This window comes from Burkholderia sp. BE17, assembly GCF_009362305.1.
Taxonomy (GTDB): Bacteria; Pseudomonadota; Gammaproteobacteria; order Burkholderiales; family Burkholderiaceae; genus Burkholderia; species Burkholderia pyrrocinia_C.
In genome coordinates this window covers 11,785-25,832 of record NZ_WHNU01000023.1, presented here as the reverse complement: position 1 = coordinate 25,832, position 14,048 = coordinate 11,785, and the positions used below count along the sequence as shown (strand labels likewise).

General features: G+C 69.0%; 11 protein-coding genes. 5 read left to right on the top strand and 6 right to left on the bottom strand.

The genetic code is table 11. From position 1 onward, the window contains the following. Positions 1-115 precede the first annotated feature (115 nt). Complete coding sequence (locus GD429_RS20435; protein WP_152859330.1) at positions 116-2,584, top strand: AsmA family protein; 2,469 nt, start codon at positions 116-118, stop codon at positions 2,582-2,584. On the opposite strand, the gene GD429_RS42080 is transcribed toward GD429_RS20435, so the two are convergent. After that, positions 2,515-2,820 carry a DUF1488 family protein gene (locus tag GD429_RS42080; protein ID WP_152859471.1) on the bottom strand — a complete coding sequence of 102 codons (306 nt, stop codon included), beginning with the start codon at positions 2,818-2,820 and terminating at the stop codon, positions 2,515-2,517. The two genes, GD429_RS20435 and GD429_RS42080, sit on opposite strands and share 70 nt — an antisense overlap. Positions 2,821-2,982: 162 nt before the next feature. Between GD429_RS42080 and msrB the strand changes: the two genes are divergently transcribed. The 4 genes from msrB (at position 2,983) to GD429_RS20410 (ending at position 7,653) form a co-directional block, all read left to right on the top strand. Continuing rightward, on the top strand, positions 2,983-3,546 hold the full coding sequence (msrB, locus tag GD429_RS20425) for a peptide-methionine (R)-S-oxide reductase MsrB (protein WP_152859328.1): 564 nt from the start codon (positions 2,983-2,985) through the stop codon (positions 3,544-3,546). A gap of 35 nt (positions 3,547-3,581) precedes the next feature. Beyond that, positions 3,582-5,438, top strand: coding sequence for a cytochrome c biogenesis protein DipZ (locus GD429_RS20420; RefSeq protein ID WP_152859326.1), 1,857 nt, complete (start codon positions 3,582-3,584; stop codon positions 5,436-5,438). A gap of 73 nt (positions 5,439-5,511) precedes the next feature. Further along, positions 5,512-6,255 carry a peptide-methionine (S)-S-oxide reductase MsrA gene (msrA, locus tag GD429_RS20415; RefSeq protein WP_152859324.1) on the top strand — a complete coding sequence of 248 codons (744 nt, stop codon included), beginning with the start codon at positions 5,512-5,514 and terminating at the stop codon, positions 6,253-6,255. A 282-nt stretch (positions 6,256-6,537) separates the two neighbouring features. Then, positions 6,538-7,653, top strand: coding sequence for an aromatic ring-hydroxylating oxygenase subunit alpha (locus GD429_RS20410; RefSeq protein WP_152859322.1), 1,116 nt, complete (start codon positions 6,538-6,540; stop codon positions 7,651-7,653). 49 nt (positions 7,654-7,702) lie between these two features. Here GD429_RS20410 and GD429_RS20405 read toward each other — a convergent pair whose 3' ends face one another. From GD429_RS20405 to GD429_RS20385, 5 genes are all read right to left on the bottom strand, one after another. Then, a complete protein-coding gene (locus GD429_RS20405; protein ID WP_152859319.1) occupies positions 7,703-8,092 on the bottom strand; it encodes a cytidine deaminase in 390 nt (129 codons plus the stop codon). A gap of 129 nt (positions 8,093-8,221) precedes the next feature. Then, positions 8,222-9,538, bottom strand: a complete 1,317-nt coding sequence (deoA, locus tag GD429_RS20400) for a thymidine phosphorylase (protein WP_152859316.1) — start codon at positions 9,536-9,538, stop codon at positions 8,222-8,224. Positions 9,539-9,577: 39 nt separating this feature from the next. Continuing rightward, positions 9,578-10,852 carry a NupC/NupG family nucleoside CNT transporter gene (locus GD429_RS20395; RefSeq protein ID WP_321574740.1) on the bottom strand — a complete coding sequence of 425 codons (1,275 nt, stop codon included), beginning with the start codon at positions 10,850-10,852 and terminating at the stop codon, positions 9,578-9,580. A 152-nt stretch (positions 10,853-11,004) separates the two neighbouring features. After that, positions 11,005-12,462: a dihydropyrimidinase gene (hydA, locus tag GD429_RS20390; protein WP_152859314.1), complete on the bottom strand. Its 1,458-nt coding sequence runs from the start codon at positions 12,460-12,462 to the stop codon at positions 11,005-11,007. 61 nt (positions 12,463-12,523) lie between these two features. Continuing rightward, positions 12,524-14,032: an NCS1 family nucleobase:cation symporter-1 gene (locus tag GD429_RS20385; protein ID WP_152859312.1), complete on the bottom strand. Its 1,509-nt coding sequence runs from the start codon at positions 14,030-14,032 to the stop codon at positions 12,524-12,526. Positions 14,033-14,048: the final 16 nt, after the last annotated feature.

The window sequence follows — 14,048 nt, the reverse complement described above, 5'->3', positions numbered from 1 at the left end:
TTTTCCGACTCGCATTGCTGGTTGCAACGCTGAGACCGACCGGCTGGCTAGTCGAAATGCGTTCGGGAACACGAATTGCGCCATCGTTTCCGTGCAGCCCAACCGGGAGTGAAAGATGCACAACGGCCATACCGTCGGCAAGGTGGCCGCGTGGCTTGCCGTTGTCGTTGCCCTGACGATTGCCGCGTTGTTCGCCTTCGTCGCGACGTTCGACTGGAACCGCGCGCGCCCTTGGGTCGATGACAAGGTATCGGACGCGATCGGACGGCAGTTCGCCATCAACGGCGACCTGCGTGTCGGGTGGCACCGGCCCGTGAGCGAGCATGGCTGGCGCGCCTGGGTGCCATGGCCGCGATTCAGCGCCCGCAACGTCACGATCTCCAACCCGGACTGGGCGCGCACGAAGCATTTCGCCACGCTCGACGCGATCAGCTTCGAAGTCGAGGCGCTGCCGCTGATCGCGCGCCGCATCGTGATTCCGGCCATCGACCTCGTCAATCCATCCGTCGACCTCGAACGCCTCGCGGACGGGCGCGTCAACTGGACGTTCCAGCTCAAGAATGCCGATCGTCCGGGCAAGTGGACGCTCGACCTGCACGATGTCGCGTTCGCCACCGGCAAGCTGCGCTACTACGATGAACAGAAGCAATTCGACCTGAGCGGTGTGATCGACACGCTCGGCAAGCCAATTGCGTTCGGCGATGCGTTGAAGCAGCAGGCGGCGCTGGCGCACAGCGAATCGGCGCAGGCCATCGGCCAGGAGGGCCAAAAGAAACTCGCGGCGCAGGTACACCACGGTGCGGCACGATCCCCGGCGCCCGTGTCGGGTATCGAAGCGGCATCCCGCGCATCGGCAGCGGCGTCGCAAGCGTTGGCCGCGGCGTCGCAAGCGTCGGCCGCGATATCCACTACTGCGATCGCCCCGGCGGTATCGGCTGCGTCGAGCGCGTCCGCGACACCGGCGTCGCACGCGACGGCCTCCGCAGCGTCGGGCGCGTCGGCAGGCGCCGCGCCCGCGGCGTCCGTAAGCGCGGGCGATTACACGATCGGGTGGACCGTCGACGGAACCTACAGGAAAGGGCACGTCGCCGGCAACGGCAAGATCGGAAACGTGCTGGGGCTGCAAGGCGGTCAGCGCCCGTTTCCGATCCAGGCCAATTTACGCTTCGGCGATACGAAGCTGGCGCTCGTCGGCACGCTGACCGATCCGGCGCACCTGGCGGCTGTCGACCTGCGACTGTGGCTCGCGGGCACCAGCATGGCGCACCTGTACGACGTCACCGGCATCACGCTGCCCGAGACCCCGCCCTATGCGACCGACGGACGGCTGGTCGGGCAATTCCGCGCGTCCGGCAATGTCTTCAAGTACGAGGACTTCACGGGGCGTGTCGGCGGCAGCGATCTCACCGGCACGCTGGTGTACGTTTCGCGCGAACCGAGGCCGCTCCTGTCGGGCACGCTGGTGTCGAAGGTGCTGCGGTTCGCCGACCTTGCGCCGCTCATCGGCGCCGACACGAATGCCAGCAAGGCCCGCCGCGGCGCCGCGGTCGCGCAGCCCGCGAACAAGGCACTGCCGGTCGAGGCGTTCCGCACGGAGCGCTGGAAGAAGATCGACGCCGACGTCCGGTTCACCGGGCAGCGCATCATCAAGTCCCCGAGCTTGCCGATCACCGACCTGACGACCCACGTCGTCATGCAGGACGGCGTGCTGACGCTCAACCCGCTGAACTTCGGCGTCGCGGGCGGCACGCTGGCGTCGAACGTCCACCTGGACGGCAGTGGCGCGCCGCTCAAGGGGCGGTTCACGCTGCAGGCGCGGCACCTGAAGCTGAAGCAGCTGTTCCCGACGTTCGCGGTCATGCAGACGGCGCTCGGCGAAGTCAACGGCGATGCCGCGCTGTCGGCCACCGGCAACTCGCCGGCGGCGCTCGCCGCAACGTCCAACGGAGAAGTGAAGACGCTGGTCACGGACGGCACCGTGAGCCTGGAGCTGATGGAAGCGGCCGGATTGAACGTGGCGAACGTGGTGTACGAAAAGCTGTTCGGCGATCGCGACGTGAAGATCAACTGCGCGGTGGCCGATTTCGTGGCCATCAATGGCGTGCTCGACTCGCGCGTATTCGCGCTCGACACCGAAGATGCGGTGATCGGCATGAACGGTGACGTGAACCTGCGGGACGAGACCATGAACCTGACGATTCATCCGCATACCAAGGGGTTCCGGGTGATATCGCTGCGCTCGCCGCTATACGTCACCGGCACCTTCAAGCAGCCTCACGTGGGCGTGAAGCCGGAGGCGCTCATCGCGCGCGGCGGGGCGGCGGTGGCGCTGGGCCTGCTGAATCCGCTCGCGAGTTTGCTCGCATTGCTCCAGCCGGGCCGCGATCAGCCGCTGCCGTGCAGGCAGATGCTGACCGACATGGAGCAGCGTCCGACCGCGCCGCCACCGGGAGTACGAAAGGAGAAAAAGGCCGCACCGGCGTATATGAGTGCGGCGCCGCCGGCTTCACCGGCTCACGCGCCGGCGGCTGCCGAACCCGAGCAAGCGACGCGCGCGGGCCGAACCGGCGCTCCTGGCCGGTAAGGCCGCGGTATTCGGGTTCGGACGGAGGCGTCGGCCTGCTGTGTCGAGCAATGGCGGCATGGGAGCGTAAGGGCCCGGCCGCGCTCGAACGCGTCGCGCAGGTCGGCTTCCAGCGCCGAGCGCGCGCCGAAATGATCCTCGAGCGCCTCGGCCGTGATCGCGCAGGATTCGGGTTGACCGTCGACGTCGACGGTGCAGCACAGTTGCAGCGCCGTGTAAGTCGGTGAACTACCCATATCCAGAAAACCCTTGCCAGACGTGGCTCGGACGGATTTCAGCGGAACTGGTCGGAACACCCGGAAAACATCACAATTCATTTAACTTTCCGTGAGGACTTCGACACCGGCCGCTGCCTACGATAGGCGCATGTTTTCAGGACTTGCTTCCAGGAGCCCATCATGCCCACCCGCAGACATCTGCTGCTGTTCGCCGGCGCCACCGGCCTCGCCGCGCTCGCGGCGCTGTCGTCCACCGGCCGCCGCGCGCTGGTCGGCCGCGCGTTCGCCGCGCCGCCGGCCGCCCCGCCGCCAGCCGCCCCGCGGATGGCCGCCCCACGGATGGCCGCCCCGTTCGAAATCACGCTCAGCGACGCCGAATGGCATCGCCGGCTCACGCCCGCCCAGTTCGCGATCCTGCGCGAAGCCGGCACCGAGCGGCCGTACAGCAGCCCGCTGAACGACGAGCACCGCCCCGGCACGTTCGCGTGCGCCGGTTGCGACCTCGCGCTGTTCTCGTCGGCCACCAAGTTCGACAGCCATACGGGCTGGCCGAGCTTCTGGAAACCGCTCGACCACGCGGTCGGCACCCACGCCGACGCGTCGTTCGGGATGGTCCGCACCGAAGTGCACTGCCGCCGCTGCGGCGGCCATCTCGGCCACGTGTTCGACGACGGCCCGCCGCCGACCGGCCTGCGCTACTGCATGAACGGGCTCGCGCTCGCCTTCCACCCGGCCGCCGCCTGATCCGGCCCCGCTCCCGACCGACTGGAGAACGCACCATGCTGCTCATCGTCCTTGCCTATCTCGGCGGCGTGCTCACGATCCTGAGCCCGTGCATCCTGCCCGTACTGCCGTTCGTGTTCGCGCGCGCCGACCAGCCGTTCGTGCGCACCGGCCTGCCGCTGCTGGCCGGCATGGCGCTCACGTTCGCCGTCGTCGCGACGCTCGCCGCCGTCGGCGGCGGCTGGGTCGCGCAGGCCAACCAGGCCGGCCGCTGGATCGCCATCGTGCTGCTCGCGGTGTTCGGCCTGACGCTGCTGATGCCGCGCTTCGCGGAACACCTGACGCGCCCGCTCGTCGCGGCCGGCAACCGGCTCACCGGTCTCGCGCAGCGCGACGGCCGCCCGGCCGGCCCCGCGTCGTCGCTGCTGCTCGGCGTCGCGACCGGCCTGCTGTGGGCGCCGTGCGCGGGCCCGATCCTCGGGCTCGTGCTGACCGGCGCCGCGCTGCGCGGCGCGAGCGTCGGCACGACGCTGCTGCTCGTCGCGTATGCGGCCGGCGCGGCGACGTCGCTCGCCGTCGCGCTCGTGATCGGCGGCAAGGTGTTCGCCGCGATGAAGCGCTCGCTCGGCGCCGGCGAATGGATCCGGCGCGGGATCGGCGCGGCACTGCTGGCCGGCGTCGGCGCGATCGCGCTCGGCCTCGATACGGGTGCGCTCGCGCAACTGTCGACCGTCACGACGGGCGGGCTCGAGACGAAGCTCGTCGACCGGCTCGGCGGGCGCTCGAACGGTGCGCCCGCAACGACGGCCGCCACGGGCAACGCTGCCGGCAACACGTCCGGCAACGCAAGCGGCGGTGCGATGATGGCCGCGACTGCCGATGGCGCGCAGGCTGGCGGCGCGATGATGCGCGCGGCCGACGTGAAGCCGTCCGCGCTGCCCGTCGAAGGCACGCTGCCGTCGCTCGACGGCGCCGTGCAGTGGCTGAACTCGCCGCCGCTGACGGCGGCCGGCCTGCGCGGCAAGGTCGTGCTCGTCGATTTCTGGACGTATTCGTGCATCAACTGCCTGCGCACGCTGCCGTACACCAACGCATGGGCGCGCAAGTACGCGCCGTACGGGCTCGTCGTGATCGGCGTGCACGCACCGGAGTTCGCGTTCGAGCGCGACATCGGCAACGTGAAGAAGGCCGTGCACGACCTCGGCATCGACTACCCGGTCGCGATCGACAACGGTTATTCGATCTGGCGCGCGTTCGGCAACGAATACTGGCCCGCGCACTACTTCATCGACGCGCAAGGGCGCATCCGCCATCACCACTTCGGCGAAGGCGAATACGCGCAGTCGGAACGCGCGATCCAGTCGCTGCTCGCCGAAGCCGGCCATCCGGAAGCGCTGAACGTGCCGCTCGGGCTGGCCGGTGCGCCCGCGAAGGGCGCGCTCGCGGCAGCAGATACCGCGGACGTCCGCTCGCCCGAAACCTACGTCGGCTATGCGCGCGCGGAAGATTTCTCGTCGCCGGGCGGCGTCGTGCGCGACGCGGCGCACCGCTACGACGCACCGGCGCGCCCCGATCTCAACGACTGGGGCCTCGCCGGCACCTGGCAGGTCGGCGCCGAGCGCGCGTCGCTCGCCGCGCCGGCCGGCCGGATCGTCTATCGCTTCCATGCACGCGACCTGCACCTCGTGCTCGGCCCGGGCGCGAACGGCCAGCCCGTGCGCTTTCGCGTAACGCTCGACGGCGCGGCGCCCGGTGCCGCGCACGGCGCCGACGTCGACGCGCAGGGCTACGGCACGGTCACCGCGCAGCGCCTGTACCAGCTCGTCCGGCAGCCCGGCGCGATCGCCGATCGCACGTTCGCGATCGAGTTTCTCGATCCCGGCGTCGATGCGTACGCATTCACTTTCGGTTAAACGCGGGCGCCGCACGCGGGCAACGCCGCCACCCGAGCATCGTCTTTTACAACGCATTCCGAAGGAGCAAACGATGAACCCGACACCCACCCGCGATTCCGCACCGCGACGGCGCGCAGCGATGCTGCGCCGCATCGGCGCCATCGCCGTCGCGGCCACCGCCGTGTTCGGCTTCCAGCGCATCGTCAATTCCGCCGAGCCGATGCGCACCGTGCCCGCGCCGACGCTCGACGAAACGCCGGGCGCGTCGCACGACGAAACGGCCGTGCTCGCCGGCGGCTGTTTCTGGGGCGTGCAGGGCGTGTTCGAACACGTGAAGGGCGTGAAGCAGGTCACGGCCGGCTATGCGGGCGGCGCGTCCGAAACCGCGCACTACGCGCTCGTCGGCTCGGGGCTGACCGGGCACGCGGAATCGGTTCGCATCGTCTACGACCCGACGCAGATCACGTACGGCCGGCTGCTGCAGGTGTTCTTCTCGGTCGCGCACGACCCGACCGAACTCAACCGGCAGGGTCCCGACGAAGGGCCGCAGTACCGGTCCGCGATCTTCCCGACCAACGCGCAGCAGCGCGCGGTCGCGACCGCGTATATCGCGCAGCTCGGCAGTGCGCACGTGTTTCCGGCGCCCGTCGTCACGCGCGTCGAGGCGTACAAGGGGTTTTATCCGGCCGAGGCCTATCACCAGAACTACCTCGAACTGCACCCCGACGCGCCGTATATCGCGTTCAACGACCTGCCGAAGGTCGCCGGGCTGAAGCAGCGCTTCCCGGCGCTGTACCGCACGGACGCGGTGCTGTGGCGCGATACCGGCTCGTGACCGGTAGCCCGCCGCGTGACGCAGTACCGCTCGCCGCGTGACGGGATGCCGCCCGCCACCCGCCGCCCGACGCGCGGCCGGGGCCGAGGCCGGGGGCGGCCGCGCGTGGCCGGCGCGCGCCGCCTGCGGCCCGGTTTGCGCCGCATCAACGAAACCCCGGCCGTCATGCCGGGGCAAACCCGCATCGCGTCCGCCGCAACGGGCAACTTCGCGTAGACTTCTCAAGATCCCCGCCGTTTCTTGCGGCGCCCGGACTTTCTGCCCAGCCAGGAGACGTCACGCATGCTCGCAGTGCCTTTGCCTGACAGCAGCACCCTCGAAGAATCGTCTTCCGGCGCGCTCGTGCGCGACCTGCGCCGCGTGCCCATTCACCCCGATCACTGGTATCCGCTCGCGTGGTCGCGCGAGCTCAAGCGCGGCAAGACGCTCGGCGTGCGTTTCGCCGGCGATCCGATCGTGCTCGTGCGCACCGAATCGGGCGCCGTGTACGCGCTCGAAGATCGTTGCGCGCACCGCCAGGTGCCGCTGCATGCGGGCGTCGTGAGCGGCGAAACGCTGCGCTGCTGCTATCACGGCTGGACCTACGCGTGCGACAGCGGCCGCTGCGTCGACGTGCCCTACCTCGGCCGCGAGCGTTTGCCGAACGGCGTGCGCGCGTATCCGTGCCGCGAGGCGCACGGGCTGATCTTCGTGTTTCCCGGCGACGCGATGCTCGCCGACACGCGGCCGTTCCCCGCGCTCGAATCGGCGGACAACCCCGCGTACAAGACCCGCCGCTTCGGCCGCGAGGTCAAGTGCCACTACTCGTTCATGCACGAGAACCTGATGGACATGAACCATCAGTTCCTGCACCGCAAGCAGATGGGGCAGATGCGCGCGCGCTCGTTGGGCCGGCGCCGCGGCGAAGACTGGGTCGAGGTCGACTACACGTTCGCACGGATGGAGGGCAAGCAGCCGGTCGGCGAGGCGCTCGTGTTCGGCGCGAGCAAGAAGCCGGCCGACCAGTCCGACAAGAGCGTGATGACGGTGCGCACCGGCTACCCGTACCAGACGCTGCGGATCCGTTCGAGCGAAGGCACGCTCGTGATGGACCTGTGGATCGTCTACGTGCCGCTCGACGCCGAGCAACGCACCAACCGCACGTTCGGACTGCTGTCGATCCACAAGCCCGGCATCCCGTTCGCGCTCGATCTCGCGTGGCCGCTGCTCGTCTGGTTCACCGAGCGCATCTTCCGCGAGGATCGCTGGATCGTCGAGCGCGAGCAGGAAGCGCACGATCGCCAGGGCGCCGACTGGAACCACGAGGTGTTTCCGGTCATCAACGAACTGCGCGACCTGCTGCGCCAGTGCGGCGGCCGCACCGTGATCCCGATCCGCGAAGCACGCGACGGCGCGTGATACGTGCGGCGCGCCGCACGACCGCGCAGGCTCGCCGCGGCGCGCTCCGCTACAACCGGAACGCGCCCGGCAGCAACGCGTGTGCCGTCGTCACCTCGACATCGCCTTTCAGGTTGCCCAGGATCACTTCGATGTCGGGTGTGCCGATCTCGATGATCACCTGACGGCACGCGCCGCACGGCGCGATCGGGCCGTCCGTGTCGCCGACGACCGCGAGCCGCGCGAAATCCCCCGGACGATAGCCGGCGGCGATGGCCGAAAACATCGCCGTGCGCTCCGCGCAATTGCACAGTCCGTAGGACGCGTTCTCGACGTTGCAGCCGTGAAAGATCGTCCCGTCGCGCGCCTGCAGCGCCGCGCCGACCTTGAAGCGCGAATACGGCGCATACGCGCGTTCGCGCGCCGCCTTTGCCTGTTCGAGCAATTCGTCTCGTTCCATCTCGATGATGCCTCCGGTGGTGTGCCGGGATGCATCGACGCAGCCGCATCCCGGCGCGCACGATACTCCCGTGATGTAAAGCGGCCGCCGATGCCCGCACGCGCCCGCCGTGCCGGCACCGGCGGCCGGTCAACCGATCCGCTGGTAAATGGTCGGCGGCGCATCGCCCGTCTCGCCCAGCACGTAGCTGCGCTGGACCGCGTCCACCGCGCGCGCCGCCGCGGCGGCGTCGCTGGCGTGCACGCAACCGAGCGGTTGGCCGGCCTCGACGCGCTGCCCGATCTCCGCAAGCGCGGACAGGCCGACACGGGTGTCGATCGCATCCGCCGCGCGCGTGCGGCCACCGCCGAGCGCGACGACCGCCAGCCCGAGCGCGCGGCAATCGACCCGCTGCACGACGCCGCTCGCGCGCGCCGGAACCGGCACGATCACCGCGGCCCGCGCGAGATGACGCCACGGTGCATCGATCAGGTCCGCGGGGCCGCCGAGCGCCACGACCATTCTCGCGAAGCGTTCCGCCGCCGCGCCCGAGTCGAGCGCCCGTTGCAGCATCGCGCGCGCCTGGGCGGCATCGCCCGCCAGCCCGCCGGTGACGAGCAACTGTGCCGAGAGCGCCATCGTGACTTCGTGCAGCCGGGCCGGACGCGACGTGCCCGTCAGGTAGTCGATCGCGCACGCCACTTCGAGCGCATTGCCCGCGCACGGTGCGAGCGACTGGTTCATGTCGGTGAGGATCGCTGTCGTCTTCATGCCGGCGCCGTTGCCGACGTCGACGATGCTGCGGGCCAGTTCCGCCGATTGCTCGACGGTCGGCATGAACGCACCGGAGCCGACCTTGACGTCCATCACGAGCCCGTCGAGCCCTGCCGCGAGCTTCTTCGACAGGATCGACGCGGTGATCATCGCGACCGACTCGACGGTCGCCGTCACGTCGCGAATCGCATAGATGCGCTTGTCGGCCGGCGCCAGCCGCGCGGTCTGCCCGATGATCGCGACGCCGACGTCGCGCACCGTGCGGCGAAACGCATCCGTATCGGGCGTCACGTCGTAGCCGGGGATCGCGCTGAGCTTGTCGAGCGTTCCGCCGGTATGGCCGAGCCCGCGCCCCGAGATCATGGGCACGTATCCGCCGCACGCGGCCACCATCGGCCCGAGCATCAGCGACACGACATCGCCGACGCCGCCGGTCGAATGCTTGTCGATCACGGGGCCGCCGAGATCGAGCGCGCGCCAGTCGAGCACGTCGCCCGAATCGCGCTGCGCAAGCGTCAGCGCGACCCGCTCGTCGACGCTCAGGTCGTTGAAATACACCGCCATCGCGAACGCCGCCACCTGGCCCTCGGTCACGCTGCCGTCGGTCACGCCGCGCACGAACGCGGCGATCTCGTCGCGATCGAGCGGCTGCCGGTCGCGCTTCTTGCGGATGAATTCCTGCGGTAGAAACATCGTTGCATCTCCTCGATCGGTCAGTGGCCGCTGCACGGTTCAATGCAGGGAGAAGAACAGGCCGGCAATCGCGGCGCTCATCAGGTTCGACAGTGTCGCGGCCGTCAGCGCACGCAAGCCGTGCCGTGCGACTTCCGACCGACGCTCCGGTGCGACCGCGCTGAAGCCGCCCGCGAGAATGGCGATCGACGAGAAGTTCGCGAAGCCGCACAGCGCGAACGATACGATCGCGAGCGTCTTCGGGTCGAGCACTTTCAAGCCGGCCGCCGCGACGTGCTCGCTGCCCTTCAGGTACGGCGACAGGTCGCCGTACGCGACGAATTCGTTGAAGATCAGCTTCTCGCCGATGAAGTTGCCGGCCAGCGCCGCATCGTGCCACGGCACGCCGATGATCCACGCGAGCGGAGCGAACAGGTGGCCGAGGATGCCCAGCAGCGTGACCTGCGGAAAGCCCGCGAACGCGGCGACGCCGCCGACGATGAGATTCATCAGCGCGATGAGCCCCACGAACGCGATCAGCATCGCGCCGACGTTGATCGCGATTCGCAGTCCGACCGACGCGCCGGACGCCGCCGCCTCGATCACGTTGGCGGCCCGCTTGTCGTCGAAATCGAGGCCGTCGACCACGACGCGGCTCGGCTCGACGGTCGGAAACAGCAGCTTGCCGAACAGCAGCCCGCCCGGCACCGCCATGAACGACGCGGCTAGCAGATACTCCATCTTCACGCCGAGGCCGGCATAGCCGACCAGCACCGAGCCCGCGACCGACGCCATGCCGCTCGCCATCACCGTGAAGATCTCGGCGCTCGTCATGTTCCGCACGAACGGCTTCACGAGCGCGGGCATCTCGCTTTGCCCGAGGAAGATCGTCGCGACGGCCGAGCACGCCTCGATACGGCTCACGCCGAGCACTTTCGCCAGCCCGGCGCCGAGGATCGCGACGATCCACTTCATCACGCCGATGTAGTACAGCACCGCGATCAGCGCGGTGACGAAGATGATCATCGGCAACACGCGCAGGCCGAATACGAACCCGCCGTCGCCGAACAACTGGAACATGCGGCTGTCGACCAGCCCGCCGAACACGAACGCGATGCCGTGATTGCCCATGTCGAGCACGCGATTGACGCCGTTCGCGGCCGCTGCCAGCGCCGCGCGGCCGGACGGCACGAACAGCACCAGCGCGCCGATCGCGAGCTGCGTGAACAGCGCGGCGATCATGGTCCGGCCGCTCACCGCACGCCGGTTGTTCGACAGCAGATAAGCAACCAGCAGCAGGAACAGCATACCCAGGAGACTGCGCAGAATATCCACCTTGTGCTCCTTTCTCTCGATGTTATTGATTTGTCCCGCACGTAGCCCGGAACGCTCGTGCAATGTTGTCGGTGGATATTACCCGGTCGGCGCCCTCGAATGCGCGCGGGGCGTACCGTGCGAACGGACACGCCCCGCGTGACACGCGCCGTTCAGCCCGCGCGCTCGACCGGATGCGGTTCGCGCAGCCGGTTCGCGATCCGCACAGCCTCGTAGTAGCCGGCCGCCGGCGGCCGCTTCAGATAGTGGCCCGCGCCACGCACCGCGCGCAGTTCGCCGTCGGCCCACGCGAGCGCGCCGCGCGTGAGCGTGTGCGTCGCGACGCCCTGCACGGTCATCCCCTCGAACACGTTGAAGTCGACCTGCTGGTGGTGGGTCTTCACCGAGATCGTCTTCGTCGCGGCCGGGTCCCACACGACGAGGTCGGCGTCGGCGCCCACCTGCACGGCGCCCTTGCGCGGATACAGGTTGAAGATCTGCGCGGCGTTCGTCGACGTGATCCGCACGAACTCGTTCGGCGTGATGCGGCCGTGATTCACGCCGTGATGCCACAGCACCGACATGCGATCCTCGACGCCGCCGCAGCCGTTCGGAATCCTCGTGAAATCGTCGCGGCCCATCGCCTTCTGCGACGCGCAGAACACGCAGTGATCGGTCGCCGTCGTATGCAGCTGCCCGGCCTGCAACCCGCGCCACAGCGCCTCGCGATGCTCGGCCGAGCGGAACGGCGGGCTCATCACGTGTGCGGCCGCACGCGTCCAGTCCGGGTCGCGATAAACGGCCTCGTCGATCACCAGGTGGCCCGGCAGCACTTCGCCGAACACGCGCAGCCCTTCGCTGCGCGCGCGCGTGATCGCGTCGACCGCATCCTTCGACGATACGTGCACGATATACACGGGCACGCCGAGCACCTGCGCGATGCGGATCGCGCGGTTCGCGGCCTCGCCTTCGACCTCCGGCGGGCGCGACAGCGGATGCGCCTCCGGCCCCGTCATGCCGCGCGCGAGCAGCGCCTGCTGCAGCCGGAACACGAGCTCGCCGTTCTCCGCGTGCACGGTCGGTAGCGCGCCGAGTTCGAGCGAACGCGAAAAGCTGTTCACGAGGATCTCGTCGTCGGCCATGATCGCGTTCTTGTACGCCATGAAGTGCTTGAAACTCGACACGCCGTGCTCGCGCACGAGCGTGCCCATGTCGCGGTGCACGCTCTCGTCCCACCACGTCACCGCCACGTGGAAGCCGTAGTCGGCCGCCGCCTTCTCGGCCCAGCCGCGCCATTCGCGGAACGCGTCCATCAGCGGCTGCTTCGGGCTCGGGATCACGAAGTCGATGATGCTCGTCGTGCCGCCCGACAGTCCGGCGGCCGTGCCCGAGTAGAAATCGTCGCTCGCGGTCGTGCCCATGAACGGCAGTTCCATGTGCGTATGCGGATCGATGCCGCCCGGCATCACGTACTGATCGTGCGCGTCGACGACGGTCGCGCCGGCCGGCGCATCGATCTTCTCGGCGATCTGCAGGATCGTGCCGCCGTCCTGCGGGTCGGCGCAGAGCACGTCCGCGCGATAGGAGCGGTCCGCATCGACCACGGTGCCGCCGCGAATCAGGATTGCCATTTGGTTACCTCCTCGTTGACTGTCGGGTGCCGCAGCGCTTGGGTCACATGCACTGCGCGCGTCATGCGCTCGCGATCTGCGCGCGCTGTCCGGCGCGCCACTTCATCCAGGTGCCGTACACGCCCGACGCCAGCACGAGGCCGACGAACCACGCGTACGTGTAAAGCGTGTTGAAGAACGCCGGCACGTTCGGGAACGACGCCGGAAATGCCGTGTGCAGGAAGCCGGGCAGGTTCGGCAGCACGCCGACCGCGAGCGCGGCCAGTGCGGCCGGGTTCCAGCCTCGCGCATAGCTGAAGCCGCCGCGCTCGTCGAACAGCGCGCGCGTGTCGAGCTGCGTGCCGCGAATCAGGAAGTAGTCGACCATCAGGATGCCCGCGACGGGCCCGAGCAGCGCCGAATAACCGACGAGCCAGGTGAAGATATAACCGTCCGTCGTCGCGAGGATCTTCCACGGCATCATCACGATCGAGATCGTCGCGGTGATCATCCCGCCCGTGCGGTACGAGATGGCCTTCGGCCACAGGCTCGAGAAGTCGTACGCGGGGCCGACGAGATTCGCGGCGAGGTTGCAGCACATCGTGTCGAGCGTGAGGATCACGAGCGCGATGCCCACGCCGATGCCCGTCATCCGGCTCGTCAGGTCGATCGGGTCCCAGATCGCGTTGCCGTAGATCACGACGGTCGCCGACGTCACGACGACCGACACCACCGACAGCAGCGCCATCGGCAGCGGCAGCCCGATCGACTGTCCGATCATCTGGTCGCGCTGCGAATGCGCGAAGCGCGTGAAATCGGGAATGTTCAGCGCGAGCGTCGCCCAGAAGCCGACCATCGCGGTCAGGCCCGGCCAGAAGGTCGCCCAGAACAGCCCGGCCTTCTTGCCGCCCGCCGCGAACTGCGACGGCGCCGACAGCATCGACCCGAAGCCGCCCGCCTTCGACGTCGCCCACCACACGAGCGCCACGCACATCACGACCTTGATCGGCGCGGACCAGCTCTCGAGCCAGCGAATCGAATCGGTGCCATGCAGGATGAAGTAGATCTGCAGCGCCCAGAACACGAGGAAGCACGCGAGCTGCCCGAACGAGATGCCGACGACCGGCAGCGCCGCGCCGTGCAGCGCGTTGCCGGTCAGGATGTTCAGCAGCGTGTAGATCGCGCTGCCGCCGAGCCAGGTCTGGATGCCGTACCAGCCGCACGCGACGATCGCGCGCAGCAGCGCCGGCAGCTTCGCGCCCTGCGTGCCGAACGACGCGCGCACGAGCACCGCGTACGGAATCCCGTGCTTCGCGCCCGCATGGCCGATCAGCAGCATCGGCACGAGCACGATCAGGTTGCCGAGCAGCACGGTCATCACCGCCTGCCACGGCGACATGCCTTCCTGGATCAGCCCGGCCGCGAGCATGTACGACGCGATGTTCATCACCATCCCGACCCACAGCGCCGCGAAGTGATACCACTTCCACGTGCGCTGCGCCGGCGTCGTCGGCGCGAGGTCGTCGTTGTACAGGCTGCCGCCCGGCGCCGCGGCGCTGTCGGGTTCGGCGGGGTTCGCTGCGGGTTTCATCGATCGCACTCCACGT

What these genes read in the sequence shown, in the direction of transcription:
- GD429_RS20435 (WP_152859330.1), top strand. Translation starts at nt 116, where the DNA reads ATGCACAACGGCCATACCGTCGGCAAGGTGGCCGCGTGGCTTGCCGTT.
- GD429_RS42080 (WP_152859471.1), bottom strand. Translation starts at nt 2,820, where the DNA reads ATGGGTAGTTCACCGACTTACACGGCGCTGCAACTGTGCTGCACCGTC.
- msrB (WP_152859328.1), top strand. Translation starts at nt 2,983, where the DNA reads ATGCCCACCCGCAGACATCTGCTGCTGTTCGCCGGCGCCACCGGCCTC.
- GD429_RS20420 (WP_152859326.1), top strand. Translation starts at nt 3,582, where the DNA reads ATGCTGCTCATCGTCCTTGCCTATCTCGGCGGCGTGCTCACGATCCTG.
- msrA (WP_152859324.1), top strand. Translation starts at nt 5,512, where the DNA reads ATGAACCCGACACCCACCCGCGATTCCGCACCGCGACGGCGCGCAGCG.
- GD429_RS20410 (WP_152859322.1), top strand. Translation starts at nt 6,538, where the DNA reads ATGCTCGCAGTGCCTTTGCCTGACAGCAGCACCCTCGAAGAATCGTCT.
- GD429_RS20405 (WP_152859319.1), bottom strand. Translation starts at nt 8,092, where the DNA reads ATGGAACGAGACGAATTGCTCGAACAGGCAAAGGCGGCGCGCGAACGC.
- deoA (WP_152859316.1), bottom strand. Translation starts at nt 9,538, where the DNA reads ATGTTTCTACCGCAGGAATTCATCCGCAAGAAGCGCGACCGGCAGCCG.
- hydA (WP_152859314.1), bottom strand. Translation starts at nt 12,462, where the DNA reads ATGGCAATCCTGATTCGCGGCGGCACCGTGGTCGATGCGGACCGCTCC.
- GD429_RS20385 (WP_152859312.1), bottom strand. Translation starts at nt 14,032, where the DNA reads ATGAAACCCGCAGCGAACCCCGCCGAACCCGACAGCGCCGCGGCGCCG.